The sequence below is a fragment of the Nitratireductor sp. L15S-10 genome (genome assembly GCF_045011005.1).
Taxonomy (GTDB): domain Bacteria; phylum Pseudomonadota; class Alphaproteobacteria; order Rhizobiales; family Rhizobiaceae; genus Nitratireductor.
Map to the genome: position 1 here is coordinate 3286508 of NZ_CP120674.1, position 24272 is coordinate 3310779.

Genomic DNA, 24272 nt, shown 5'->3' on the forward strand with positions numbered 1-24272 from the left:
TAGGTTAGTGAATGGCTGAAGCCCTTATGAACCACATCGATCCCGAGGCGATTGTCCTCGGGGTCGATACCGATAGCCGCGAGGCTGTCATTCGACTGCTCGCCGGCAAACTCAAAGCAGCCGGCTACGTGAAAGACAGTTTCGCTGATGCGGTTCTTGCCCGCGAGGCCGCGATGCCGACCGGACTTCCGCTCGGTCACGCGGTGAACGTTGCGGTGCCGCACACGGATCCGGAGCATGTCGTGAAGCCAGGCATCGCGCTTGCCACGCTCAAGAAACCGGTGACTTTCGCAAATATGGAAGATCCGGATGAGGCAGTGGAAGTCGGCCTCGTCTTCCTGATGGCGCTCAACGACAAGGACCGTCAGATCGAAATGCTGCAGGAAATCATGGCGACTATCCAGAGCGAGGAAGCGATTTCCGGCCTCATGCAGGCATCGTCGCTTGATGATGTCGCTGCGGTTCTGAAATAGAGCATTTTGCAGTCAGGTGGAATCACCTGACGTCCGCACAAATGCGGGAAAACGGGCAGTTGGAGCGGAGCGCGTTTCTATGAAACGGTGGGCCGCTCTGGTGCCCAATTGATCGGGAGAGACCCATGAGCAAGAAGACCGTCCTCTTTGCCTGCGGCACCGGCATCGCCACCTCGACAGTGGTTGCCAACGCGGTAACCGAGGCCATGAAGGAACGCGGCATCACCATCGACCCCCGCCAGTGCAAGGCCACGGAAGTGCGCTCTGAGCTGAACGGCGTGGATCTGATCGTTTCGACCACGCAGCTGCCTTCGGACCTTGGCGTGCCGTCCATCGTGACGCTCGCCTTTCTGACCGGCATGGGCAAGGCCGAGGCGCTCGACAAGATCGAGGCGGAACTGCGCAAGTAGGGCGCGGTTCACCACACAGGATCACCAAGGCCCGCTGCCGGATCGGTTGCGGGCCTTTTCTTTCCCGGCAGCCTCCTTACGGACCTTTGCCGACGCGCTGGCCGCGGGCGCTGCCCGCCAGCTTTTCAATGGCCGCAACCACCAGTTCGGTAGCATGAATATCCGGTTTGTGTCCGAGACCGTCAACGACGGAGAGCTCTGTCTGGAGCAACTCACGGGAAAGGCGCCACGAGTGGAGCTCCGGTGAGACAATATCATCCCTCGACCCGGTAATGATGGCTGTAGGTGCTTCAATCATCCTGTAGCGGTGATGGGTGCGTTCCGTCCACGCCAGAAGTGCACTGATCTCGCGCGCATTGTGACGAAAGACTGCGGGCGCGAGAGCCTCCGCAGCGCGCGTTGTCTCCAGATAATCGTTCGGCATCGGATCGGGAGAGAAGACGCCGCGTGCCGCCGCCTTCATCGCAAGGCGTCCTGCCCAGGGAACGACAAGCTGGCAGAATGCAGCGCCGAGAAAGCGCGTTGCTGCAAGATTATAGTACCAGGCGACGCCTCCGGGCCAGGGATAGAGAGCAGGTGCGAGGAACAGGGTACCGATAACCCTTTCCGGGTGATCGAGCGTCATCGCGGCAGCCACTGCACCACCATACGAGTGGCCGACAACTATGGCCCGGTCGAACCCGCGCAGTTCCATGAGCCTTGCAATCGCATCCCCCTGTGCATCCGGCAGAATGTTTGCATCCGGTCCGCGATCGGACAGACCATGGCCGGGCCGGTCAACAAACAGGAGATGCGCACGGCCCTCCAGCACCGGACGAAACGCATAGAGCGGGTCAAGCAGACTAGTGCTTGCCCCATGAATGAAAACGAGCGGCGGGAGGTCCGGCCGTTCGGCAACGAGACGGAGACTGTTCAGACTGTATCCGCCGACATCGACACGCCGTCCACGGGCCCTGTCCGATCTCTCCTCGCAGGGCATATGCAGGGCTTTTGACAGGTTCATGCGATCTGACCCGCTCGCTACTTGCCTCGAACATTCACGCGATCCGATCCACGGGTTCCGGATGACCGGGTGGGAAGACCGCTCTTCGCGGCGTACCAGTTTCCGCCCCTTCATATCCAGAGCAAACTGGATACGGGTGATCTTCAATGCCGTTGGCTGGTGCCCTCCCCGTGCCTGGAACGTTGCGGTGAATATTGCGGGGAACATGCCCTAGAAAAGGGCACGCGAGGCCTCCCCGCTTTCATCACGGGAAGAGAAGCCGTGGCAGGGTGAGGAACCACAGGTTCCTCGACCGGCGCCGATTTGTCATGTGCCGGTCTTTGTCATCTGCGGGGCCACGGCAATAGCCGACAGATCATGTTTTTCATCAACGGGGGTCCGCCCGCTTTGCTTGCGCTCCGAATAGCGATCGGTCAAAAGCTCAACATGCGGGCGCAGAAGAACTGTGAATCGCATGAGCTCCTCAACCACATCAACGATACGCTCATAATAGCTGGACGGAAGCATCCGACCGTTTTCGTCAAACTCCTGGAATGCTTTCGCCACGCTCGACTGGTTGGGGATGGTGAACATGCGCATCCATCGCCCAAGCAAACGCAGCGTGTTTACGGCGTTGAAGGATTGCGATCCGCCCGAAACCTGCATGACAGCAAGTGTTCGCCCCTGGGTTGGCCGCATCCCACCCATCTTCAGCGGAAGGTGATCGATCTGCGTCTTCATGACGCCAGTGATCTGGCCATGCCTTTCAGGGCTGCACCAGATCTGGCCTTCCGACCACATGGCGTGCTCGCGCAGCTCGCGCACCGCCGGGTGGTCATCGCCGGCCACCTGATCGGGAAGAGGAAGATCGGAGGAGTCGAATATGCGCGGCTCTCCGCCGAAAAAGCGCACAAGGCGCGCTGCCTCCTCCACAACGAGGCGGGAGTAGGAGCGATTGCGCAAGGATCCATATAACAGCAGGATGCGGGGCGGTTCCTGCTGCCCTACCGATAACCCGTTTGCCGGTCTCTCAAATGCATAGTCACGATCAAGTGCAGGTAGTGAATCGGGGGCGGGAAGCGTGCGTAGTCTCATTATCTGCGTTCTTTCGACAAAGGGTTGAGAGGGAGGGAGGCAATGTCTTTACCACCTCCATCAAGGCATCGATCCTCGATACCTTGATGGACGATGTATAGAGGCAAAATGAACCGCATGGGATTCACGGTGTTTTTTGTGAGCGTTTTAGGGCCTCGGCTGATGCCTTGCCGGCGAGAATGCAGTCAGTGGCTTCGAGCCATGCCGCAACAGCGATCTGGAACGCCTCGCGTCCCTTGTTGGTCAAGGTGTAGATCTTCCGTTCCCTGCCCTGCACGATCTCGCGTCTGGCGGAGAGATACCCCCCGGCCTCAAACTCGTTGAGCATGGGATAGACCGTGCCCTCCGTGGGGCTGCAACAGCCATTGGTCGTTTTCTCGACGGCCTGGACGACCTCATATCCATGCATGGGCCTGTGATGCAAAACGCTCAGAACGAAGAACTTGGAGAGCGACATCTTGATTGTGCCCTGCCAGTAAGCCGGGTCGGTGAAATCGGGCGTCGGTCGAGAAACCGGACGAATTGATCCTGAAGCGTGAGCCATGAGTAACAATTATACCTCGATGCTCGATGCGTCAAGCCTGTGCTGGTGAACTACGGTACAGGATCAATTCGTCCTTCCTCGTTCACGCAGTCATTCCTTCCGTGGCGACAGCAGGCGTGTCTCGATCTCGAGCCTGTAGCGTGAGCCGATATTGCGCCACTCCGCAGAGATAAGACCGCGTACGGCAGCCAATCGCCGCTTGGCCAGGCGATCCGTTTCGCCGGCATAAGACAGCCGTAGTACGGACGGCTCTTTGTCGAGCAGGTTGATCAACTGATCGACACGCATGCGCCACTCCGGTTTCAGCTCTTTCTCTCCAGGTTCAAACGCATCCTCCGTAAGCTCAAGTCGTACGACCCGGCTGATGGAAGCTCCAAAGAGAAACTCAGACGCCTTGCCGGCAGAAAGGCGCACGGTTCGGGGATTCTCCGTCGTGATACGATATCCGGAGGGAAGTGATCGCGGATCGAGCTTCAGGATATAGTTGGTTCCGATGCGCTGATCGGGAAGGTCCGCACATGCAACGTGGAAACGGCCTTCATCGTCCGATGTGACAAGGAGCCCCTTGACGGTTGCGACCCGGACACCTGGCAGACCGGGCTCGCCCCTGTCCTGGTAACCATTGCGGTTCTTGTCATCAAAGATTTTTCCGAGCAGGTCACCGCAATCGAAAAGCGGATCCGGCACGATCTCGACCTCGGCTGTTGCGACACGCGAGACCCTCTGCCCGTCAGCATCCTGTACCCAGGCCCGGTTGACATAGGTGTCGGGTTTCGCCGCTGCAGTCACGCGGAGATCCATCGCAATCTCAACCTCTTCATCCGGATTCAGCGTAATGCTCTCGAAGGTGAGCTGCCGACCGTCGATCTTGGGAGTCAACGCGGCGTCTCCGAGCATGGCCGAGCCAGAAATATACGCAAATGCGATGGGTATCTCGTCCACAATGTTGACCACGCTGGGTGCATCGAATCCTATTCCCTGAGCGCGGATCACATAGCGGACGCGGCCACCGCGCTGGACCTCTGGTGAATCGGCCGTCTTGCTGATGAGATAGCCCGGAAGATTGAGAACTGCGGTAGCCTCCTGCGACGTCGTTTCATCCCCCTTCGGACCGAAGCCTGTCGCTTTTGCCGAATTCTGAACCCCATCCTCAACATCCTGAGCATTGGCAATGTCTTCGGACGTCAACGTGTAAATCGCGGCAAACGTCTTGCTTTCGCCCGGCAGGATCGCGGCAGTGGCAGGTGTGAAAGCTGAAAGCGAACCAGTTCCCTGCTTGCCATTGAACTTCGGGCCTGGGTCGTGCGGTTCTACATCAGATGCAGTGACATTGCCGTCATTCGTTACTGTTAGCTCATAGTGAATTGTATCACCAGGCTGCGCCAACCCGCCTCGCGTCCCGCGAAATGTGCCGGTTTTCTCCGCTGCTAGCGACAGTTTCTGCGGCAATTGAAGCACTGTGGGATCGTCTGGATCATCGTCGCCGTCTGCGTCGTGGTCCTCCATATTCTCTGGATCGTCAGAAATATCAGTCACGGGCAGACCCTTGGGCGTCTCACCGCGTGCGATTGCCTGGTTCGTGGTCTCACCGGCGTCGACTTCGTCCTGAGTAAGCACATGCGTTCCTGAAATCGTCTCGCTATCGCTTTGGCCCGAGCCGAGAGCTGTTATCGGTCCGCCGCTCGTGTTCGCCAGCGGGTCATCGACGACGATGTTCGAGATTGTCACATTGCCCGTATTTTCGATGTTGAACACATACCGAACCAGTTCACCCGCGTCGGGAAAACCATTGCCATTCGTATCGTCGGCAAGGTCGAACGACGCTGATTTCGAGAAGCTCATCCCGGGATTGCTCGGAATTTCGAGCTCGGTGGCGCCACCCGGCTCCCCGCCAGGGGGCTGTGAGTCGACGATCACCTCTTCGCCCTTCGGGTTCTTTGCCTTGCCCTTTGCAACGTTCTCTATCGTACCGGCGTCAGCATCTTCCTGGGTCACGACATAGGAGCCCGTGAAGGTCGTCGTATCTTCCGCATCCGGTTCAAGGCTTGGCAGCGGACCGCCCTCAACCTCAACCTTATCATCCTCGACAGTCACGTCGGTCAGCGTGACATTGCCCGTGTTCTTGACCGCGAACGTGTAGAGGATCGTCTCGCCAATATCGATCACACCATCATTGTCGGCATCCTGATGCTCGGCATTCTTTACAAGATCCATATCACTGGTCTGCTCGAGCGGTGTCACCGTCTTGTCGCCCGGACTGCCACCCGGCGGGGAGGACGTCGCATTTACCGGATCGCCGCGGGGGTCCGACCCTTCCGAGTGGGCGCTGTTGTCCACCTGCCCTGCGTCGATGTCCGCCTGCGTGACCGTGTAAGTCCCTTTCACGCTCGAATCCGTCAGCCCCGGGGCCAGCGTCGTGATCGGGCTGCCCGAGACCTCGGCTTTTTCATCCGTGACCTCAATGTTGGAAAGAGTGACATTGCCAGTATTTTTAACAGCGAAAGTATATTCGAGCGTCTCTCCGAGATCGGGACGACCATTGCCATTGGTATCGATCAGGACCGCACTTTTCTCCAGGGTGTGTTCCCCGGCGGCAATAAGCTCGAGAATGGTTATATCATCCGGGTCACCGTCGTCTTCCAGGTCCACGTTCGCTGCGTTTGCCGGGTCGTCGGAGAGGTCCTCGACGGCAAGCCCCGTGGTCGGAACCGTTGCCGATACCTTCGCCTGATTTTCCAAGATTCCAGCATCCAGGTCCGCCTGGGTCAGCGTGTAGTCCGCCGTGAAAGTCGAGCTATCCTCGGCACCTGCAGCAAGATTAATGGGCCCACCGGATACCGGTACCCCCGGAAGTGGCGCAGCCACTGTTACTCCGGTCAGATCAACCGAACCGGTATTGGTGACAGCGAAGGCATAGGAGACCGTCTCGCCGGGATCAGGCACACCATTTCCATTGAGGTCGTTGAGCGTGGCAACATTGGTGACCTCAAGTTTCTCCTCCTGGATTGTATGCGTACTTTTCGCAATAGGCTCACCACCGCAGGTCTGTGTGCTGGTTAAGATGTAATCAGAGTGCTCGGCGAGCTCGAATTCGATTGTCTCGTCATCCTCTGTCAAAGCGTCTTCAATGACACTTACACCTAGATCAAATTGTCGGCCCGTATAGGTGCCGGCGGGAATGGAGACAGGAAAACTGGAGGCACCGCCCGGTGTCGTGAAATCATCGCCCATGACTGCTGTGCCCCCGGTCACATTGACCGTTACCGTCATTGGCGCGTTCAGATATCCGCTGACTTTTATCCGTGGGAGATTTGTCGCCGTGCCACTTTCGGCATGGCCAGTCGCATCCTGAGCAAACTCAACGAAAGGCCGGATGCGCAGCTGAATCTCATCAATTTCATTACCGGTATCAGGATTGCCATCTGATGTGGAAACCGATGCGAACCCGAACTGCTGAAGGCTAGTCGCTCCCATCCACGTGAAAGTACCCGAATAATCTCTCCAAGTGTTTACCTTTCTGGAGGTGCAGCTTGCACCGGTGATCGCCCCAGTATTGCCGCAAAGGCTATGGCCTCCACCTCCGGCGTTGTCTGTTGTCGCCCGAACAACCCGATTGCCAGTTCCAATCTTGAACTCCATGGCATCCGAGCCCGAAAGTCCGCGATGGCTGAATCTCCAGTCGATCTGATCTCCTTGGAGAAGGCATACCGTCTGATAGATACGAGAATTCTGACGGGCGTTGAGTTCGGCATGCTGCCTTCCAGATCGTGAGGGCACGCCCGAGTGTCCGCTACGCCAAATTTCGATCAGAGGACCAGTCCCGAAACCGCAATTTCCGGCCATGCGGGAATGGGTTGTCGACCAACCTGAAACGAAATTGCTGGGGACGTGGGCGTAAGAGCAGCTAAGCTGGGGAGACTCGAATCCCAAATTGAGAAAGCTACGCTGTACCTGTGCTTCAGCCGGGGCGACGTTCACGGTGGTAATCATCGCGACGCCGAGCAATCTCGAAGCACCGCGTAAACTAAGCAGATTTGTCGCCAGCATAAGAGGCCAGCGACCCAGGGTTCTGGCTCCCGAAGATTTGATCCAATTTTTTGCCGACCGTTTTCGGCCGGCGCTTTTGAGCTGCCCGCTCCCCGCCCTGGGCACCCACGGCACAATCTTCATCTCGCGCTCCTGTAGCGAATAGTCGATTGCCAGTCGCTTCGCCGAACAGAAGGCGCCGCCTGCGGGCACCGCCGCTCATGATCGAATGCCGACCGAACGGGGCTTATCCTGATGAGAACAGCGGTCTTGGCAATATTCTCTGGTGTTTCAACGGGTAAACGTTACGGACTGAAGCACGACAACGGCGACAATCGCCCCCGAAGCAACCGGCAACATACAGGAGCCCGTTAGTGGATGATGGAGGACTGGTGCTGCCGGAGAGATTTGAACTCTCGACCTCTCCCTTACCAAGGGAGTGCTCTACCCCTACCCTCGCCTTCAGCTCGATCATAAAGACTGAATAAATTCAGCTGCTTAGCGCAGTCTACGATCTTTATGAGAGCTACGCAAGACAACCCTGACACACCATTTCCCGCCTGTAGCTGTGACCAGATTGTGACTGACTTGTTCGCTGTGGCTTCTGACAACGTAAAAGTGAACACTGTGACAATGTCAGCGCCACCCCGCTTCCCTACCTCCTGAGAAAGCACACACTTTTGAATCTACCAATCGCATCCCATAAGTGAGGGTGGGGCGAGTGACAGCGGGGTGGGGCATACCTTCGTATTCAGTCCTCTCGTATTTTCCTCTAAAATACTTCTGTTAACTTCATTATTATTAAAAATACTTATAAATGCACTCTATTTCCGCCATAGAGAGTCACTGAGAGGCGTTTCTGCACCCAAATGATAAATCTACCATCAAATAACTGAAGCCACTCTACGGCTCTTTATTTGGATTTTATACATCGCTGCGTTTCTACAAAAAGTGCCTATTTCGGAGCCACTCTTGACCATGCCGCGCAACTTTCTGCTCTACAAAGGCCCTTCTGCGCCCCCTATAAGCTTCGAACTCCCTACGCTCTTCAAATCTCGCCATATGGTCAGCGCGATCCACATCGGCTACGTTTTCTAGCTCACGGGCATATTCCTCAAAAGCATCGAAACCCAAGCGTCTTGCCTCGTCGATGTTATGTGGAAGATTTGGGAACAGACGACCGTCAGCATCAACCCCGACATCGCCCCCTACACACTCCCTGTACGCATCGGCCATAGCTGTACGAAGCTGGTCCTGACGCCCCTCCCAAACGATAAAGCTGTCATGAATCGGAAGAGCAAGAGCCCCCCTCTCCCTCATCGCGAGCACGACTCTTTCGGCTATGTCGGAATCAATTCGCTGAAGTCGAACTCCGATACCTGAATTGAAATACCTGGCGATAGGCTGATGCTTTTCGCGTAAAGCTTCCTGAATCTGGTTCCATTCCCAGCCGTCAGGGCGCTCATTGATACGAGGAGGAGGGATAACACCATCCGCATTAATCATCTTGAGTAAAGTAGTCTTCAAGAGCCTTCTATGAGACGCTGGAAACCCTTCCAGTGAGTAGGCATCATCATTCAAAGCCTCTCCAACCTGCGCATACAGCATGGCAATTTGCATATTCGAATAGTCAAGCTCTGCCGTAGGATATCCATTGATTGTTATAAAACGCCGGTACTGTCTTGGGATACCCTGCCACCACCCTCCGTAGAAACGCCCTCCCTGATCGAAATCACCGTTGTTGAATACCCTATAGAGCTCCCTTGAAAGCAGCAGATCGAGGTCTTGGCGCACCTCAGCCCGCTCCCCAAACTCATCCACTTCTTCGTCACGGAACGACGAAAGCCGAGAAAACTCTTCATTCGAAAGGATCAGATCAATCCAATGCTCATCTATGAAGCTGTTAATCCTGTTGAGATTCCCCGTCATTCGCTGAGTCTCGGGTGTCTGGGCGAACGGTAGAAAGCGAGGGCTTCCGTTATCCCCATCTCTAGGGGATTTCAGTCGGATTAAAGGGAGGGGTTCTTTTCTGAAAATACCGAGAAAGTCGGGGTGATTGTGGTTTCCCTCTAAAGTGTTCCTAGTAATGGGTCGGTGTATCTCCCCTCCGGGATTCTCTTCTCCCCCTTCACCGATAAGGATCACTTCATCCAGTTCATCAATCAATCGCCTAGTTGCCCTGATACGTGTTGGGTACCCTCTCTCTCTTTGATGATCCCTGTTCCCCCCATAGCTCTCCACATAGGGAGGCTCAGCATCTTTCATGAAGTTGATGACACTTCTGACCGCTCTTATTCCAAGTCTGTTCGGGTTGTAGGGACTTTGCTGGTAAGCACCATTCGCCAGCGATACCATGATGAGTTTACTGGGGTCCCTGTGGTGTGTTTGATAGAGGTCTGCAAGGATGACCCCAAAAGCCCTTTCGATGTTTTCAAGAAAGTCTCTTCGTCCCTTCCTGCCTTCAGCCCGAAGAACCTCTTGAGCCAGATTCCGACAATACTGATGAACTCCGCCATGACCACTGAAGGAGACCTCCCTCTTCAGCCACCGGGCATGCTGAAAGTCTAATACATCTGGTTGGTGATACGGCATGCAGACCACCCCACATAACTGGTTGATAAAAATCAGACTACATTTCAGCGAACTTGAGTTGGCGTTTCAACTCTCTAAGATGAAGAAAGCCATTTACCACGCCCTCGAATTAGCGAGATGAAAAAGTGCAAATCAACAGCAACAACTACAGCATTATTGAGTTACTAAATATGCTTGAGAGAAGGGAGCTAATAGTTAATACAGAATACCAAAGAGGCTCTGGCATATGGCCCCAAGGTCCAAGCAGCTATTTTATTGATACAATTATCGAGAAATTTCCGTTCCCGAAGATCTACATGTACGAGACCATAGATCGAACCGAACGCATAGCCAAAAAGGAGATTGTTGACGGACAACAGAGAATAAACACAATAAAGCGTTTCTACGACAACGAATTTGCCCTCGGCTCCGACTCTCGTTACGCGGGGTTGAAGTTCGATGACCTGAATGAAGAAGTTCAGAGCGAATTTCTTTCTTATAGCGTCTCAGTTGACGTAATACGCAGCGCACAAAGAAGCGAAATACTTCAAATGTTTCGCAGAATGAATGCCTATACACTCCCGTTGAACGAAGCAGAAAAGCGCCACTCTTCATTTCAAGGAAAATTCAAGTGGTTTATAAACGACCTAGCGGATGAATTAAATGAATTTTTTGTAGAATTTGGCGTCTTCACGAGCCGGCAAATTGTTCGAATGTCAGATGCGGCGCTAATTTCAGACTGTATTATCTCAATTGAGAAAGGGATCATAAGCTCTAATCCAACGGATTTTCGATCTATTTATAGAGCTTACGACGATGAATTTCCGAATGAGTCGTCATATCACAAGATGCTATCAGAAACCTTTGAGTTCATTGTTGATAACTTCGAACCCCTAAGAAAAACATTTATGATGAAGCCTTACGCCCTCCACTCGCTAGTTACAGCGCTCATCCACAGCCGCTATGGAATCCCGAGCATTGAACAGGAATGGAACACCCCGCGCACTGGAAAATTTGCTGCAGACCCAGCCCAAGCCAGAGAGAGCCTCTTAGAGTTAGCACAGGCACATGAAGCAAAAGAACTAGAAGGAAAGCATGCTCTATATGTCTGGGGATGCATGAGCACGACCGACAGGAAGTCGCGGAGAACTGCTCGAGTTGCAGCGATCCTTCGAATTTTAGGAGCTGTAGTTCCGGATCACGTAGATGCCAATCTTGCTTGAAGCAAAGTTTCTCAAGCTACAGCGACGAGTTCGTGCACTGGATAGCGGCTTCGACCGTCAAATACACACGCCATTCTTTCAACGTCGTGTAGATAGATTCAGTCTGCAAGAAGGGTTTGTATCTGCGATTTGGCAGACTTGGTGCGCATTTTGTCGAGATTTACTTATCTGTTCAACGCAAGGCGCGACCACAAAGAATGGACAAATTACACAATCACCCTACTCAAGCCTTACAATGCTTGAAATAGCGTACCTTGCCAAGGAGTTCTCCCATAGCAGAAACCCAAAGAAAGTAAAACCCCTTTCTGGTAGTCACCTAGAGCACACATGGGGGGATATTTCTAAAATAAATATTGTCGCCAACGGACTGAAATGCAGTAATCTTCAATCAATATTAAATGCAATATCTTTATGCAACAGGATTACAGACCTTCAACTTTGCAGAAATGCATCGGCTCACTTATCGAAAGATAGCTTAATATCAGTAAAAAAAGCAAAAGTTAGATATTCAGAAAATAAATTTGAACATCCATCAGACATGATTAAATGGATAGACCCAAGTAATAACAATTTTCTATGGAAATCATGGATTGAAGAAATAGAAATTGCAGCTGAATTTGCAATTCAGTAAATATTTTTATTATAATATCAAATTTACCTCATTAATTTTGAGAAAAATTACTCCCATCTCCCGCAAGTTTCAATTGAACAACATCCGAGGATGCATGGGCATAGCGAAGAAGCATCCTTATGTCGCGATGTCCGCTAATCGATGCCACCTCCGGAACAGTCAATCCCCTTTCGAAGAACCTACTGATGGCCTCGTGCCTTAAATCGTGAAAATGAAGATCATCAATTCCGGCCCGCTTGACCAGCTTCTCCCATGCCAGTCGAACAGCATTTGAAGTGGTCGGGAAAACCCTGTCACCTACGCGTTTTTGGCTTTTCAAAATGCCAAGCGCCTCTACGGTGAGCGGAATTGTTCGGGAATACCCGTTCTTTGCCACAGGGACCGTCACCAGCGCGCGTACAAGGTCAATATCACTCCATATCATAGACAGTATCTCCCCCCTCCTCATTGCCGTCTCAAGGGCAAATAGCGCAATGGGTAGGAGGTGACGGTTTCGAGTAAATTTGAACGCTTCTAGAAGCCTGTCCAATTCCCCTGCACCTAACCGTCGATCCCGGCGACGGTCTGCTACATCAAGGCGGACATTTGCGATGGGATTTTGCCTTAGCGGAATTCCCCATTCCCTTTGCGCTATTGAGAGCACGTGCTTCAGAACGACAAACTCTCTCTTCAATCCCGTTGGGCTGAGTGTCTTTATTCGTTCATCTCTGTACTTCGCGAAATGGGAGGGGTCCAGTTCTCGCAGGCTTAAACGGCAAACCTTGTGTTTTCGCAACGCTCTCAGGACGTAGGTTTCTGCTTTGGCCGACTTCTTCTGAGGCGTTATTTCGGACAGGTAGCGATCAACCAAATCGCCGAATGTGCACCTGCGTAGAATAGAGGTGTCGACACTCAATGCCCCCTTGTCTGCCAGGACCTCTTGTTCGCGTGCCCACTGCAATGCATCCGAGCGCTTCTGAAATGTCTTGCTGACCGCCTGTTGCCCAACCCGCCTAACCTGCACCTGCCATTTTTCGTTTCTCTTCCGTACCGTCGCCATGCCGACCTCGCTGTGACCAAAGTGTGACAGCAGCGGAATCGTTTCAGATAGCCTAAGACCGAGGAAGAAAAAAGAATATATAAATCAAGAGCTTAACTGGTGCTGCCGGAGAGATTTGAACTCTCGACCTCTCCCTTACCAAGGGAGTGCTCTACCCCTGAGCTACGGCAGCAGCGCCGAAACGAAGGACGCTTGAAGAGCGGGCGATCCGCGGGCGTCCCGATCACGCACGGGCAGGATCGCTGCCCACCCTTGTGATGCGGCGGACTTCTGCCACAATGATCGGCATTGCGCAAGCTCACATTCGCATTCATTTGCTCAGTTTGATACATGGCTGTGAAAATCGTCACGGCGTCAGCCGATGCGCTGCTTGCAGCGCCCGGACGGTGGGGTAGGATTGCAGCCCGGTTCTCCATGGAGTTTCACTTGAGCAAAGCCAGAAAGCCAGATGCTTCATCCCCCGGTGGAAAAGCTGACGAGGAGCGCAAGAAGCGCCTTGCCGCCCAGTTGCGCGCCAATCTCGCCCGCCGAAAGGCACAGGCGCGTTCGCGTCGTCAGGGAGAAGCCGACCAGAGTCCCGACGGGCTGGGTCCGGATGCAACAGATACCGACAAATAGCCTACCCGCATCCTGCAATCACCGCCTTGCGCCGCGCGCGGCCATGTTTTAGGACCATTTGAAACGAATACATCTTGCAACAACTGCTTCGCGGTATCGCATCCAGCGCCCGCCGCATCAGAAGCGGCCTTTACGATACCGCAAGGCAATCGGCGCATTCTGGCAAGTCGGGGACACTCCGAAAAACACGGACGACATCGGGAAATGCGCCCGGAAAGTGAGAACGGATGGATCGCATACGCATAACCGGCGGCAACGCGCTTAACGGCACGCTGCCCATATCGGGCGCCAAGAACGCCGCCCTGCCGCTCATGATCGCGTCGCTGCTGACCGATGACACGCTGACGCTCGACAATGTACCGCATCTGGCGGATGTGGAGAGCCTGATCCGCATTCTCGGAAATCACGGTGTCGACTATTCGGTGAATGGCCGCCGCGAAAACCAGCAGAAGGGTTATTCGCGCACCATTCATTTCACCGCGCGCAGCATTGTTGACACTGTCGCGCCCTATGAACTCGTCTCGAAAATGCGCGCGAGCTTCTGGGTCATCGGCCCGCTTCTGGCGCGCATGGGCGAGGCGCGTGTTTCGCTGCCCGGCGGCTGCGCCATCGGCACACGTCCCGTCGATCTCTTCATCGACGGCCTGCGCGCGCTGGGTGCCGAGATCGAGATCGAGCAGGGCTATGTGCATGCGAAGGCCAGGAACGGTCTCATCGGCAGTCGCTACGTGTTCCCAAAGGTTTCGGTTGGCGCCACGCATGTCCTGATGATGGCTGCCGCGCTCGCAAAGGGTGAGACCGTTCTGGAAAACGCGGCGCGCGAACCCGAAATCGTCAACCTGGCCGACTGCCTCAATGCCATGGGTGCAAAAATTTCAGGCGCCGGGACGGACACGATCAGGATCGATGGCGTGTCGAGCCTTTCGGGTGCGCGCCACCGGGTCATTCCCGATCGGATCGAGACCGGTACCTATGCGATGGCCGTGGCGATGACCGGCGGCGACGTGATGCTGGAAGGCGCGCAGGCAGATCTTCTGGAATCAGCACTGGGAACTCTGGAGCAGACAGGTGCCGAGATCACCCGCACCAACACCGGCATCCGCGTGCGGCGCAATGGCGGCGGCATCAACCCGGTTGACATCACAACCCAGCCCTTCCCCGGTTTCCCCACCGATCTGCAGGCGCAGTTCATGGGGCTCATGACAATGGCCAACGGGCGCTCGCACATCACCGAAACCATTTTCGAAAACCGGTTCATGCATGTGCAGGAACTGGCGCGCCTCGGCGCGAAGATCTCTCTTTCCGGCCAGACCGCGGTCGTTGACGGCGTTTCGCAACTGCGCGGCGCCCCGGTTATGGCAACCGATCTGCGCGCATCCGTCTCTCTCGTGATTGCCGCCCTTGCCGCAGAGGGACAGACGGAAGTAAACCGGGTTTATCATCTGGATCGGGGTTTCGAACGGCTGGAAGAGAAACTCTCCGCCTGCGGTGCTGCGGTCGAGCGTATCTCAAGCTGAACCTGACGGGCGCAATGGTCATGGATTTTCTCAAGCTCGTAGCGCTCGACGATGTCGACCTGGGTATCCTGTCCGCACATTTGCAGGATGCCGTCATCAAGGTCGGCGATCTGGCTTTCGAGCCCTCGAACCGGCGGTTTGCCGTCGCCTGCAACCGGTTTGTGTGGGAAAATGAAACCAAGCGCAGCTTCCTGCGCAAGACGCCGCATGAACGCCGTCGCTGCATTGTCCACTTTGACAGGGTGCTGCATGTGCGCGCGGCAGGTATCGACCGCGGCCGCTCCGCCGACGTTCTGTCTCTTCTGGCGCTTAACTTCATCCCATCCGGGCAGGCTCCGGCCGGCGTCGTCGAGCTGATCTTTTCCGGCGATGCCGCATTGCGGCTCGATGTCGAATGCATTGAAGCACGACTGACCGACCTCGGCGCGGCGTGGGAGACGCCAAGCCGACCAAGACACGACGTCTGACATGGCTTGTCAGGACTCCGATACGGCACGTTTGATCGATGTCGAACTCGATGAGTCCGTTGGCCGCGGCACACCGGATATCGAGCATGAACGTGCAGTGGCCATTTTCGACCTCGTCGAGGAAAACAGTTTCAAGCCGGTCGGCGACACCGGCCAGGGACCTTACAAGCTGAAATTGTCGCTCGTTGAGGCCAGACTCGTTTTCGCCATTTCGCGGGAGAATGACGAAGCGGTGGTCACACACATTCTCTCGCTCACTCCGTTTCGCCGCATCGTCAAAGACTATTTTCTGATCTGCGAAAGCTATTACGATGCCATCCGCAGCGCGACACCCAGTCAGATCGAGGCGATTGATATGGGACGACGCGGTCTGCACAACGAGGGATCGCAAACGCTGATGGACCGCCTGAAAGACAAGATCGAGGTGGACTTCGATACAGCTCGGCGGCTTTTCACACTGGTTTGCGTGCTGCATTGGCGGGGCTGACACGTGGCATCGGGGCCGCATCCATGGGAGCGCGACCGTGAACCCCGGCGCCGCAGACAAACCGCGTGCGCCGCAGTCGGTGCTGTTCTTGTGCGGTATGAACGCGATCCGGTCGCCCATGGCAGAAGCTCTGGCGCGTCATTTGCTGCCGGGCAGCGTGTTTCTGGCCTCGGCGGGCCTGCGCGCCGGCGAGCGCGATCCCTTTGTCGATGCGGTTCTGGATGAACAAGGGATTTCACTCGGCGAGCGCCAGCCGCAATCCATCGAGGAGCTGGCCGACACCAATTTCGACCTGATCATCACCCTGTCGCCGGAGGCCCATCACCGCGCGCTCGATATGACCCGCACGATCGCGGCGGATGTCGAATACTGGCCGACAATGGACCCCACCGTTGTCAGCGGTACGCGCGATCAGATCATCGCCGCATACCGGGATGTGCGCGACCGGTTGGCCGCATCCATTGCGCAGCGCTTTGAAACATGAAACAAAACCGACACAAATTGGCGTTTGCCGGGGTTTGGCTTGTTCACAAAGAGTGATGAATGAGCTAGGTTCCGCGCCAAATTCCGGTCGTCGACCGGGAAAATCTTTAACAAGCTGAAGGTAACGGATGCCAAAGGAAGAAGTCCTGGAGTTTCCAGGCGTGGTCACCGAACTGCTGCCCAACGCGATGTTTCGCGTCAAACTGGAAAACGAACACGAGATCATTGCCCACACTGCCGGGCGCATGCGGAAGAACCGCATTCGCGTTCTGACGGGTGACAAGGTGCTCGTCGAGATGACGCCCTATGACCTTACCAAGGGTCGCATCACCTACCGCTTCAAATAGAAACCGATGCGGTCGGTGAAATAGCAATGAGCGCACTGCAGAAACTCGTGCTGGCTTCCGGCTCACCCCGCCGCGTCGAGCTCCTGCAGCAGGCCGGCCTCGAACCTGATCGCCTTGCTCCTGCAAACATTGACGAAACGCCGCTCAAGAGCGAGCACCCCCGCTCACTTGCCAAACGCCTCGCACTCGGCAAGGCAGAGAAGGCACACGAACGCCTCAAGAAAGATGGTGAAGCGGAAGGTTGCTATCTGCTGGCCGCGGACACGGTGGTCGCTGTCGGGCGCCGCATTCTGCCCAAGGCCGAGATGGTGGACGAGGCCTCCAACTGCCTGCAACTTCTTTCCGGGCGCACGCATCGTGTCTACACGGGGCTTTGCGTCATCACACCTTCGGGGAAGGTGCGCCAGCGCCTTGTCGAAACGCGCGTCCGCTTCAAGCGTCTCTCGCATGAGGAACTCGAAAGCTATCTGGCGTCCGGCGAGTGGCGCGGGAAGGCAGGGGGTTACGCCATTCAGGGGCTGGCCGGAACTTTCGTGGTCAAACTTGTGGGCTCGTACTCCAATGTAGTGGGCCTGCCGCTTTACGAGACTGTCAATCTGCTGGTGGCGGAGGGATACAAGGTCCATTTCAACTGGCTTTCGGGTGCCGGAGCTCGTTAGAATGAACCAGAACCTGTCTGAGAAAATCACACCGCTTCGTCCGAAACGCCCCTGCCCTGAATGTAACAAGCCTTCGGAACGCGCATTTTATCCGTTCTGCTCGAAACGCTGCAAGGATGTGGATCTCAATCGCTGGCTTTCGGGCAGCTACGCGATCCCCGGTCGCGCGGTCGACGAGGAAGACGGCGACCCCGCCTGATCGATCCTTTCATTCCACTCCGTTCAATAAAAAAGCCCGGTCCAGAGGACCGGGCAATGTGCAGGCTGCCGGGGGGAACCGGCCTTGCGGGAGTCATGCCTGCATAGGGAGAAAAATCTCTGTGCTGTCAGGTTTTCGCGGCTGTCATTTCTTCGGAGCAGTCCCGCCGTGGAGCGCCGCCATTCGCGCGCGTTCATATGCGATTTCCTGCAAGGCTTGCGTTGCGAGCTTTCGCGGGGCCCTCAGGGCCACCATGTCCACGTCGCTTCGCGTCAGACCGATGTCGGCGAGCTGCCAGTCGGACATTTCCGAGAGATGTCGCATCGCGGTTCGCGCCCGCCAGTAATTCGTTGCTTTGGCCAGAATAGACACCGTGATCGCGCGCACCACGCCGGCCGGCTGCTCAACAGCGGTCATGGCGAAGGTTTGGGTCTCGGCGCGGGTCATCGTTCTGATCCTTTGTGTCTTGAACGAAAATGATGAGCGGGCATCCCGATGAAACCGACGGGCCCGTCTCGTGAACGATTGCAGACTGACAAACTGTTATTGATTAGTCGAACGAATGTTTCTAATCTTTATTATCAACATCTATGATAGGTTTTGCCATGGCTGCCCCGCTCGACCTCGACCAGCTTTCGACATTCATCGCAATTGCCGACACGGGAAGCTTCACCCGCGCGGCCGAGGAAGTACACCGCACCCAGTCGGCAGTCTCCATGCAGATGCGCCGTCTTGAAGAGCGGATCGGCAAGGCGCTTTTTCAGAAGGATGGCCGGACCAACCGGTTGACAGAAGAAGGCGAGCGGCTGCTGACCTATGCGCGCCGCATGTTACGCCTCAACCGCGAGACGCTGGCGGCCTTCGATGATGCCAGCCTGGAGGGCCATATCCGGATCGGCACGCCGGACGATTATGCCGACCGCTTCCTGCCCGAGATCATGGCGCGCTTTTCCCGCTCCAATCCACGTGTCGAACTGTCTGTTGCGTGCGAACCCACGACCAATCTTGTCGAGCACATCAGGCGCGGAAACCTTGACCTGGCGCTTGTGACGCATGACGATTCCAAGGGTGGTTCGGAGCCAGTTCGGCGAGAGCCGGTGCTTTGGGTGAGCTCGGCAAACCACACGGTGCACGAACGCGAGGTGCTGCCTATGGCGTTCGGACGGCCCAACTGCCTGTGGCGACGCACCGCCTGCGCGGCGCTGGAGGAGGAAGGCCGGCAGTATCGCGTACTCTTCACCAGTTTTTCGGCCACGGTCATTGCCACTGCCGTTCTTTCCGGCCTCGCGGTCTCTGTCTTGCCGGAATGCGCTCTGCGGCCCGGCATGCGTGTTTTGGGCGAGGCCGATGGTTTCAAGCCCCTGCCCGATTGCCATATCGGGCTGATGCGCGGTCATACCGGGCAGGTGGAGATCATCGATGCGCTCGCACGGCATATCAGCGAGAGCCTCGACAACCTCTCCGTCCCGGCATTCATTGAAGAAAGCGGCAGCTTCGACTTTCAGGGCGCGTTCCTCAATTCGCGCAGCAAGCGCCTGCGGCCCGGGCAGGTGTTGCACGGCTGGTAGGAGAGCATGTGGATTGATTTGCCCCGCGGGCTTGACCCTGCGGGTGCGGCCCGTCTCAATTCCGTACCATGAACACATCCCGCCCAGCCGATTCGCAGAGCAATGTCGCGGAATTTTCCGTCAGCGAGATTTCCGGTGCGCTGAAACGCACCGTGGAAGATGCGTTCGGCCATGTGCGTGTGCGCGGTGAAGTTTCCGGCTATCGCGGTCCGCATTCTTCCGGCCACGCCTATTTTGCGCTCAAGGACGACCGCGCGCGGATCGAAGCCGTCATCTGGCGCGGTGTTTTCTCCAAGCTCAAATTCCTCCCGCAGGAGGGTCTGGAGATCATCGCCACCGGCAAGCTCACCACCTATCCGGGCTCTTCGAAATACCAGATTGTCATCGACAGCATCGAGCCGGCTGGCGCCGGCGCGCTGATGGCGCTTCTGGAAGAGCGGAAGAAGAAGCTTGCTGCCGAAGGGCTGTTCGACGACAGCCGCAAGAAGCCGCTGCCCTTCATGCCGCGTGTCATCGGCGTGGTCACCTCGCCCACCGGCGCTGTCATCCGCGATATCATCCACCGGATTTCCGACCGCTTTCCCGTGCACGTCATGGTCTGGCCCGTGCGCGTGCAGGGAGAAACCACGGGGGATGAAGTGTCGAACGCCGTGGCCGGCTTCAATGCATTGCCCGAGGAAGGCCCTCTGCCCCGGCCGGACCTTCTGATTGTCGCGCGTGGCGGTGGCAGTCTTGAGGATCTGTGGGGCTTCAATGACGAAGCGGTGGTGCGAGCCGTTGCCGCTTCCGATATACCGGTCATCTCCGCTGTCGGTCACGAAACGGACTGGACGCTGATTGACCTCGTCGCCGATAGGCGCGCGCCCACACCCACGGGTGCTGCGGAAATGGCGGTGCCGGTGAGGGCGGAACTGGAAGCATCGCTGGCACGTCTTTCAGCACGTCTCAAAGGTGCGATTTCCCGTGAAGGAGATCGCAAACGACAGGCCTTGCGGGCGCTTTCACGCGCCCTGCCTTCGCCGGACCAATTGCTCGCCCTGCCCCGGCGGCGCTTTGACGAGGCGGCGGGGCGCCTCGGTCGTGCCCTGTCGGCAGCGACACAGCGCAAGCGTATTGCTTTCAACAGCCTGCGCCTTTCGCCCGCGACTCTAGAACGCCGTTTGAGCGAGGCGAGGCGACGCACAAGTGTCTCCCGCGAGCGGCTGCCGGGTGTTTTTCTCGCACTGGTCCGGGCCCAGCGAACGCGCTTCGACCGCGATGCGGCTCGCGTGACTCCCCTTGCGCTCAACCAGCGTATCGCCCACTGGCGAGATCGCCTTGTTCAGACGGGACGGCGCGCGGACACACAGGTCGATCTGGTTTTGAAGCAGGGGCACGCCAGCGCGGATCAGGCCATGCGGCTTGCCAAATCTCTGTCTCACGAAGGTGTACTGGAGCGTGGGTTTGCGCTGGTGCGGGGGCCCGATGATCTACCGCTGAAACGTGCGAGCGACATCCAGCCCGGCCTCGAACTGCAAATCCAGTTCGCCGACGGCATGGCACGTGCCGTCGCCGCCAGCGATGGCCGCAAGGCCGCAGCGAGCGCAAAGAAAAGCAAAGCTCCCGGGGATGGGCCGAAGGGCCAGGGCAGCCTCTTCTAGCAATCATGCAGGAGGCCTGTGAAAGGGTCCCGCTTCCTTTACCCCATGGAAACCTTGAAGGCCTACCGTTCCGGCAGAATGAGGACGGTATGATGACGACAGCGCTGTTGGTTTCCGGCGTATTGCAGAATTTGGGGATCGCGGCTATCGCTGCATTGTTTTACGATATTGTCCTTCGCAGTTGCCCTACACCGGGTGTACGTCACACGCTGGTTGCGTTTGTTTTCGGTGCCGGTGCCGTCGGCTCAATGATGCTGCCGGTCGAAGTCGCCCCCGGAATTATCTTCGATCTGCGCAATGCGTTCGTCATTCTCGCGATGACCTTTGGTGGATGGCTCGCCGTCGCCGTCACCACACTTGCCGCTTTTTCCTACCGGTTGTGGCTGGGTGGGGCCGGCGCGCTTCCCGGCGGTGTCGGCATATTGATGTGCGCGAGTGCCGGCATCGCTTTCGCCCTTTATTTCAAAGGCCGGCGAAATGGCCTCTTTTCCTTCGCGATGCTCGGTCTCTTCTGCGCTGCTTCGCTGGTCTCGATGTTTCTTCTGCCGTTTGAAACCGCGATGGGAATATTGAAGAAGGTCGGTCCCGTCATGCTGGTCATGAACATTCTGGGCACGATGATCGTCGGGGGCATCGTTGATCGACAGAAGCGACAGTTCGAACGCGAGAGCGTCCTTAGCCAGGAAGCTTCAACGGATTCCCTGACACGCCTCGCAAACCGACGCGCCTTCGATCTGCGAGGCCCGGACCTGATGGAGACCGCCAACCAGCAGGGCGATGCCTGTGCACTGATGCTTATCGATATCGATCATTTCAAGCAGATCAACGATGCGCATGGACACGATGTCGGCGACAAGGTTTTGCAGCATCTTGCCGTTCTTGTTCGCTCGAATGTGCGCAAGACGGATCTGGTGGCACGGTACGGCGGCGAGGAGATCGCCCTGGTTCTACCCTCGCACGACGCCAAACGCGCGTTCGGCCTTGGTGAGCGGCTTCGCAAGGCCGTCGCCGGCACCCCCTATCGCCACGAGGGTAAGCTGGACATCACACTGAGTGTGAGCATTGGCCTGTACGCAAGCGATGGCAGCACTGAATCCGAAGCGTTCACGACTGCCTTCAAACGCGCAGACATGGCACTCTACCGCGCCAAGGAAGCGGGCCGCAACCGCGTCGAAATCGCCTTGGCGGCCTGAAAGCGCCGCCCCTCGAACGGTTCAGCGACGACCGATACTTCGCCATCTCTGCAGCAGTTCCGCTTCCATGCCCTTGAAGCAGAAATAGAAGATCACGATCAGCAGTCCCCTCGCAAGAATCGAAAGAAACTGCAGGAGACCGCCATCCGCAATGCCCATCAGGCCGTGTTTCAGGATGAAATCCAGATTTGCCATGGCGATGTTGACAAGCTGAAATGACAAAAAAGCTGTGGCGAAGGCACACAGGGACATTGCCAGAAACAGTGCCAGCCAATGGTAACGCGACAGTCGAAAAAGATCTCTCATCCCTGTCTCCGTGTTCCCACAACCGCCGCCCGCGGTACACGGCTCTGCCCAGCCGAATGACCAGAATTTGTCCCTAGAAGCGCCGGCGCGCGACGCCGATAATCATCAGGCTGCCGCCGATCACGGACGTGGCTTCCCACGCGGCCGTGTTTATGGCGATCATCGCGCCAGCCCCAACCAGTTCAATCGCATCATCTACCAGTTTTCTGCGCTCTTCCGGCGAGGCCCGGATCGCGTCATTCCGCGCCCTCTCAGCATAGCCGCAGCAGATCTCTCTGGAGACCCTGAACAATCGGTCCAGATCTTCAGTTTCGGCAATCCATCGCTCCGTGTCGGCGGTATGCGCAACGATCTCCCGGAGCGTCGCAAGAAGTCTGACAGCCACCTGCTCTTCCATCTGGGATTGGACGAGAAGCGCACGCTCGCGTTGGGCAAATCTCTCGAAGAACCCACGGAAATCCTCGAGCCATCCGGGCGCTTCGGTGTCCACCGTGCCGCGCAGGGCGACCACCTCTTCCAGATCCCGCGCGTATTCCGGATCGGCCAACACCTCCGAAAAGGTTTGACAGCCGATCTCCAGGATTTCAGCAAGCTGCTGGTTTGAAATCGGCTGATCGGGTGGCGGAAAACTCAACCACATCTGGTTCGTGGCCATTGTCCAGAATCTCGCGTCGACCAGAACGCCCATCTCAACCTCCCTGCTTAAGGCATGGGATAGTCTGGGAGAACCATCAGCGATCGGCAAATGATAAAAAGGCGTAGACCGTCAATGCCTGACAAGCCAGCCTTTACGCCAAAACAGCCATTCACGTGTAGCGCGGAAGAAAAGGAGCGGAAGGATTTTTGAGAAATGGTACGGTTGGGTGGATTCGAACCACCGACCTCAGGAGCCACAATCCTGCGCTCTAACCAACTGAGCTACAACCGCACACGTCCGGTACACACGACCGGTGACCGGCGTCCGCGTCAATACGGGCAAATGATCGCTTTTTCAAGCCAAAAGAACAAAAGAAAAAAGACCGGGGGGAGGATCCCGGTCTTTTTCACAAGGGACCGAAGGGAGGAGGTTTCGGACCCACTCGGCAGCGACGGGAGGAGGAGTGCGCTGCCGGACTTTCTTTAGCGCTAAACGCCTCAGGCGACGCGCAGTTCCTTGACTGTTTTTTCGAAGACATCCTTCATCGGCTTCGCAACCGTTTCGGCCGACTTCTGCGAGGTGGCCTGGAAGTCCTTCATCTGATCCACAGCGACTTCCATACGCTTGCGCATGAAGTTGCTCTGCATCTCGACAAGTTCGGCGAAGGAACGGGCGCCAGCCAGAGCCTCAAGATGGGCCAGATTGGCTTCGGTGCCCTCGCGCAGCGCGGCAATCGACTTGGAGGTAAACTCATTGCCAGCCGATTTCGCGTTTTCGAAGGTAGCCTCGAGAGCCTTCTGGGTCTCTTCAGCATTCACCTTCATGCGGGCATAGACTTCTTTCGTCTGCTCGGCGCTCTTTTCAGCGAAGGCGCGAAACTGCTCGCTCGCCTGCGTCGCGTCAAACGTTGGGAACTCGACCGTTCCGTTGTCTTTCTGCGTGGTCTTGGTCATATCCAAGGTCCTTTGGTTCTCGTTCATGGCGGTCTCCGTCTGGTTGACACCCGCCCGACAATTCATGACCCCTATATAGCACCGCTTATTGTGCATTGCAACATTTGTGTTGCGATGCAACATTCATAACCCTGCGCGGTTAACCAATCAGATAGAATTCGTGGCAACGGGCCCCAGGCATTTGTGGACCTCGCGGCCACATGC

The 24272-nt window shown here is 56.5% G+C and carries 25 protein-coding genes and 2 tRNA genes; 15 read left to right on the forward strand and 12 right to left on the reverse strand.

Features of this window, described 5'->3' with window-relative positions; all coding sequences use genetic code 11:
- Positions 1-11: 11 nt before the first annotated feature.
- Together P2W41_RS15770 and P2W41_RS15775 are read left to right on the forward strand one after the other, a co-directional pair.
- Positions 12-473: a PTS sugar transporter subunit IIA gene (locus tag P2W41_RS15770; RefSeq protein ID WP_404933709.1), complete on the forward strand. Its 462-nt coding sequence runs from the start codon at positions 12-14 to the stop codon at positions 471-473.
- A gap of 125 nt (positions 474-598) precedes the next feature.
- A complete protein-coding gene (locus tag P2W41_RS15775) occupies positions 599-883 on the forward strand; it encodes a PTS sugar transporter subunit IIB (RefSeq protein WP_292899252.1) in 285 nt (94 codons plus the stop codon).
- Positions 884-959: 76 nt separating this feature from the next.
- Here P2W41_RS15775 and P2W41_RS15780 read toward each other — a convergent pair whose 3' ends face one another.
- From P2W41_RS15780 to P2W41_RS15800, 5 genes are all read right to left on the reverse strand, one after another.
- On the reverse strand, positions 960-1886 hold the full coding sequence (locus P2W41_RS15780) for an alpha/beta fold hydrolase (protein ID WP_404933710.1): 927 nt from the start codon (positions 1884-1886) through the stop codon (positions 960-962).
- Between the two features lie 306 nt (positions 1887-2192).
- Positions 2193-2960 carry an arsenical resistance protein ArsH gene (arsH, locus tag P2W41_RS15785; RefSeq protein ID WP_404933711.1) on the reverse strand — a complete coding sequence of 256 codons (768 nt, stop codon included), beginning with the start codon at positions 2958-2960 and terminating at the stop codon, positions 2193-2195.
- Positions 2961-3084: 124 nt separating this feature from the next.
- Positions 3085-3504 carry a PadR family transcriptional regulator gene (locus tag P2W41_RS15790; RefSeq protein WP_292899246.1) on the reverse strand — a complete coding sequence of 140 codons (420 nt, stop codon included), beginning with the start codon at positions 3502-3504 and terminating at the stop codon, positions 3085-3087.
- A 90-nt stretch (positions 3505-3594) separates the two neighbouring features.
- Complete coding sequence (locus tag P2W41_RS15795) at positions 3595-6774, reverse strand: hypothetical protein (RefSeq protein ID WP_404933712.1); 3180 nt, start codon at positions 6772-6774, stop codon at positions 3595-3597.
- Between the two features lie 1698 nt (positions 6775-8472).
- Complete coding sequence (locus P2W41_RS15800; RefSeq protein WP_404933713.1) at positions 8473-10122, reverse strand: hypothetical protein; 1650 nt, start codon at positions 10120-10122, stop codon at positions 8473-8475.
- Positions 10123-10247: 125 nt separating this feature from the next.
- Between P2W41_RS15800 and P2W41_RS15805 the strand changes: the two genes are divergently transcribed.
- Together P2W41_RS15805 and P2W41_RS15810 are read left to right on the forward strand one after the other, a co-directional pair.
- Positions 10248-11324 carry a DUF262 domain-containing protein gene (locus P2W41_RS15805; RefSeq protein ID WP_404933714.1) on the forward strand — a complete coding sequence of 359 codons (1077 nt, stop codon included), beginning with the start codon at positions 10248-10250 and terminating at the stop codon, positions 11322-11324.
- Positions 11317-11955 carry a hypothetical protein gene (locus P2W41_RS15810; protein WP_404933716.1) on the forward strand — a complete coding sequence of 213 codons (639 nt, stop codon included), beginning with the start codon at positions 11317-11319 and terminating at the stop codon, positions 11953-11955. Before P2W41_RS15805 ends, P2W41_RS15810 begins: the two co-directional genes overlap by 8 nt.
- Positions 11956-11986: 31 nt before the next feature.
- On the opposite strand, the gene P2W41_RS15815 is transcribed toward P2W41_RS15810, so the two are convergent.
- Positions 11987-12994, reverse strand: coding sequence for a site-specific integrase (locus P2W41_RS15815; protein WP_404933717.1), 1008 nt, complete (start codon positions 12992-12994; stop codon positions 11987-11989).
- 97 nt (positions 12995-13091) lie between these two features.
- Positions 13092-13166, reverse strand: a tRNA-Thr gene (locus P2W41_RS15820).
- Between the two features lie 242 nt (positions 13167-13408).
- On the opposite strand from P2W41_RS15820, the gene P2W41_RS15825 reads away from it, so the two are divergent.
- From P2W41_RS15825 to yacG, 8 genes are all read left to right on the forward strand, one after another.
- On the forward strand, positions 13409-13612 hold the full coding sequence (locus P2W41_RS15825) for a hypothetical protein (RefSeq protein ID WP_404935001.1): 204 nt from the start codon (positions 13409-13411) through the stop codon (positions 13610-13612).
- A gap of 227 nt (positions 13613-13839) precedes the next feature.
- Positions 13840-15129 carry a UDP-N-acetylglucosamine 1-carboxyvinyltransferase gene (gene murA, locus P2W41_RS15830; RefSeq protein ID WP_292899242.1) on the forward strand — a complete coding sequence of 430 codons (1290 nt, stop codon included), beginning with the start codon at positions 13840-13842 and terminating at the stop codon, positions 15127-15129.
- Positions 15130-15149: 20 nt separating this feature from the next.
- The gene (locus P2W41_RS15835; RefSeq protein ID WP_292899240.1) at positions 15150-15596 is read left to right on the forward strand and encodes a DUF2948 family protein; all 447 of its coding nucleotides are present in this window, start codon (positions 15150-15152) and stop codon (positions 15594-15596) included.
- Between the two features lies 1 nt (position 15597).
- The gene (locus tag P2W41_RS15840) at positions 15598-16083 is read left to right on the forward strand and encodes a UPF0262 family protein (protein ID WP_292899238.1); all 486 of its coding nucleotides are present in this window, start codon (positions 15598-15600) and stop codon (positions 16081-16083) included.
- Between the two features lie 97 nt (positions 16084-16180).
- Positions 16181-16567: a low molecular weight phosphatase family protein gene (locus P2W41_RS15845; RefSeq protein ID WP_404935002.1), complete on the forward strand. Its 387-nt coding sequence runs from the start codon at positions 16181-16183 to the stop codon at positions 16565-16567.
- Between the two features lie 127 nt (positions 16568-16694).
- Positions 16695-16913, forward strand: coding sequence for a translation initiation factor IF-1 (gene infA, locus P2W41_RS15850; protein WP_006200926.1), 219 nt, complete (start codon positions 16695-16697; stop codon positions 16911-16913).
- Positions 16914-16939: 26 nt separating this feature from the next.
- The gene (locus P2W41_RS15855) at positions 16940-17572 is read left to right on the forward strand and encodes a Maf-like protein (protein ID WP_404933718.1); all 633 of its coding nucleotides are present in this window, start codon (positions 16940-16942) and stop codon (positions 17570-17572) included.
- Between the two features lies 1 nt (position 17573).
- A complete protein-coding gene (gene yacG, locus P2W41_RS15860) occupies positions 17574-17771 on the forward strand; it encodes a DNA gyrase inhibitor YacG (protein WP_292899232.1) in 198 nt (65 codons plus the stop codon).
- Between the two features lie 144 nt (positions 17772-17915).
- On the opposite strand, the gene P2W41_RS15865 is transcribed toward yacG, so the two are convergent.
- Positions 17916-18218, reverse strand: a complete 303-nt coding sequence (locus P2W41_RS15865; protein ID WP_292899230.1) for a DUF1127 domain-containing protein — start codon at positions 18216-18218, stop codon at positions 17916-17918.
- 158 nt (positions 18219-18376) lie between these two features.
- On the opposite strand from P2W41_RS15865, the gene P2W41_RS15870 reads away from it, so the two are divergent.
- From P2W41_RS15870 to P2W41_RS15880, 3 genes are all read left to right on the forward strand, one after another.
- Positions 18377-19339 (forward strand): LysR substrate-binding domain-containing protein, encoded by a 963-nt coding sequence (locus P2W41_RS15870; RefSeq protein WP_292899229.1) that lies wholly within the window; start codon positions 18377-18379, stop codon positions 19337-19339.
- Positions 19340-19407: 68 nt separating this feature from the next.
- Positions 19408-20979 (forward strand): exodeoxyribonuclease VII large subunit, encoded by a 1572-nt coding sequence (gene xseA / locus P2W41_RS15875; RefSeq protein ID WP_404933719.1) that lies wholly within the window; start codon positions 19408-19410, stop codon positions 20977-20979.
- Positions 20980-21071: 92 nt separating this feature from the next.
- Complete coding sequence (locus tag P2W41_RS15880; RefSeq protein WP_404933720.1) at positions 21072-22172, forward strand: diguanylate cyclase; 1101 nt, start codon at positions 21072-21074, stop codon at positions 22170-22172.
- Positions 22173-22193: 21 nt separating this feature from the next.
- Here the strand turns inward: P2W41_RS15880 and P2W41_RS15885 are convergent, their stop codons facing one another.
- The 4 genes from P2W41_RS15885 to P2W41_RS15900 form a co-directional block, all read right to left on the reverse strand.
- Positions 22194-22478: a hypothetical protein gene (locus P2W41_RS15885; protein ID WP_292899224.1), complete on the reverse strand. Its 285-nt coding sequence runs from the start codon at positions 22476-22478 to the stop codon at positions 22194-22196.
- A 73-nt stretch (positions 22479-22551) separates the two neighbouring features.
- Complete coding sequence (locus tag P2W41_RS15890) at positions 22552-23166, reverse strand: hypothetical protein (protein WP_404933721.1); 615 nt, start codon at positions 23164-23166, stop codon at positions 22552-22554.
- 163 nt (positions 23167-23329) lie between these two features.
- Positions 23330-23406 (reverse strand) — tRNA-His (locus P2W41_RS15895).
- A gap of 206 nt (positions 23407-23612) precedes the next feature.
- Positions 23613-24068 (reverse strand): phasin, encoded by a 456-nt coding sequence (locus P2W41_RS15900; RefSeq protein ID WP_404933722.1) that lies wholly within the window; start codon positions 24066-24068, stop codon positions 23613-23615.
- Positions 24069-24272 lie beyond the last annotated feature (204 nt).

Bases quoted from the DNA above. Each gene is read 5' to 3' on its own strand.
- P2W41_RS15770 (WP_404933709.1), top strand. From the start codon at position 12: ATGGCTGAAGCCCTTATGAACCACATCGATCCCGAGGCGATTGTCCTC.
- P2W41_RS15775 (WP_292899252.1), top strand. From the start codon at position 599: ATGAGCAAGAAGACCGTCCTCTTTGCCTGCGGCACCGGCATCGCCACC.
- P2W41_RS15780 (WP_404933710.1), bottom strand. From the start codon at position 1,886: ATGAACCTGTCAAAAGCCCTGCATATGCCCTGCGAGGAGAGATCGGAC.
- arsH (WP_404933711.1), bottom strand. From the start codon at position 2,960: ATGAGACTACGCACGCTTCCCGCCCCCGATTCACTACCTGCACTTGAT.
- P2W41_RS15790 (WP_292899246.1), bottom strand. From the start codon at position 3,504: ATGGCTCACGCTTCAGGATCAATTCGTCCGGTTTCTCGACCGACGCCC.
- P2W41_RS15795 (WP_404933712.1), bottom strand. From the start codon at position 6,774: ATGACGGTAACGGTCAATGTGACCGGGGGCACAGCAGTCATGGGCGAT.
- P2W41_RS15800 (WP_404933713.1), bottom strand. From the start codon at position 10,122: ATGCCGTATCACCAACCAGATGTATTAGACTTTCAGCATGCCCGGTGG.
- P2W41_RS15815 (WP_404933717.1), bottom strand. From the start codon at position 12,994: ATGGCGACGGTACGGAAGAGAAACGAAAAATGGCAGGTGCAGGTTAGG.
- P2W41_RS15825 (WP_404935001.1), top strand. From the start codon at position 13,409: ATGGAGTTTCACTTGAGCAAAGCCAGAAAGCCAGATGCTTCATCCCCC.
- murA (WP_292899242.1), top strand. From the start codon at position 13,840: ATGGATCGCATACGCATAACCGGCGGCAACGCGCTTAACGGCACGCTG.
- P2W41_RS15835 (WP_292899240.1), top strand. From the start codon at position 15,150: ATGGATTTTCTCAAGCTCGTAGCGCTCGACGATGTCGACCTGGGTATC.
- P2W41_RS15840 (WP_292899238.1), top strand. From the start codon at position 15,598: ATGGCTTGTCAGGACTCCGATACGGCACGTTTGATCGATGTCGAACTC.
- P2W41_RS15845 (WP_404935002.1), top strand. From the start codon at position 16,181: ATGAACGCGATCCGGTCGCCCATGGCAGAAGCTCTGGCGCGTCATTTG.
- infA (WP_006200926.1), top strand. From the start codon at position 16,695: ATGCCAAAGGAAGAAGTCCTGGAGTTTCCAGGCGTGGTCACCGAACTG.
- P2W41_RS15855 (WP_404933718.1), top strand. From the start codon at position 16,940: ATGAGCGCACTGCAGAAACTCGTGCTGGCTTCCGGCTCACCCCGCCGC.
- yacG (WP_292899232.1), top strand. From the start codon at position 17,574: ATGAACCAGAACCTGTCTGAGAAAATCACACCGCTTCGTCCGAAACGC.
- P2W41_RS15865 (WP_292899230.1), bottom strand. From the start codon at position 18,218: ATGACCCGCGCCGAGACCCAAACCTTCGCCATGACCGCTGTTGAGCAG.
- P2W41_RS15870 (WP_292899229.1), top strand. From the start codon at position 18,377: ATGGCTGCCCCGCTCGACCTCGACCAGCTTTCGACATTCATCGCAATT.
- xseA (WP_404933719.1), top strand. From the start codon at position 19,408: ATGAACACATCCCGCCCAGCCGATTCGCAGAGCAATGTCGCGGAATTT.
- P2W41_RS15880 (WP_404933720.1), top strand. From the start codon at position 21,072: ATGACGACAGCGCTGTTGGTTTCCGGCGTATTGCAGAATTTGGGGATC.
- P2W41_RS15885 (WP_292899224.1), bottom strand. From the start codon at position 22,478: ATGAGAGATCTTTTTCGACTGTCGCGTTACCATTGGCTGGCACTGTTT.
- P2W41_RS15890 (WP_404933721.1), bottom strand. From the start codon at position 23,166: ATGGGCGTTCTGGTCGACGCGAGATTCTGGACAATGGCCACGAACCAG.
- P2W41_RS15900 (WP_404933722.1), bottom strand. From the start codon at position 24,068: ATGACCAAGACCACGCAGAAAGACAACGGAACGGTCGAGTTCCCAACG.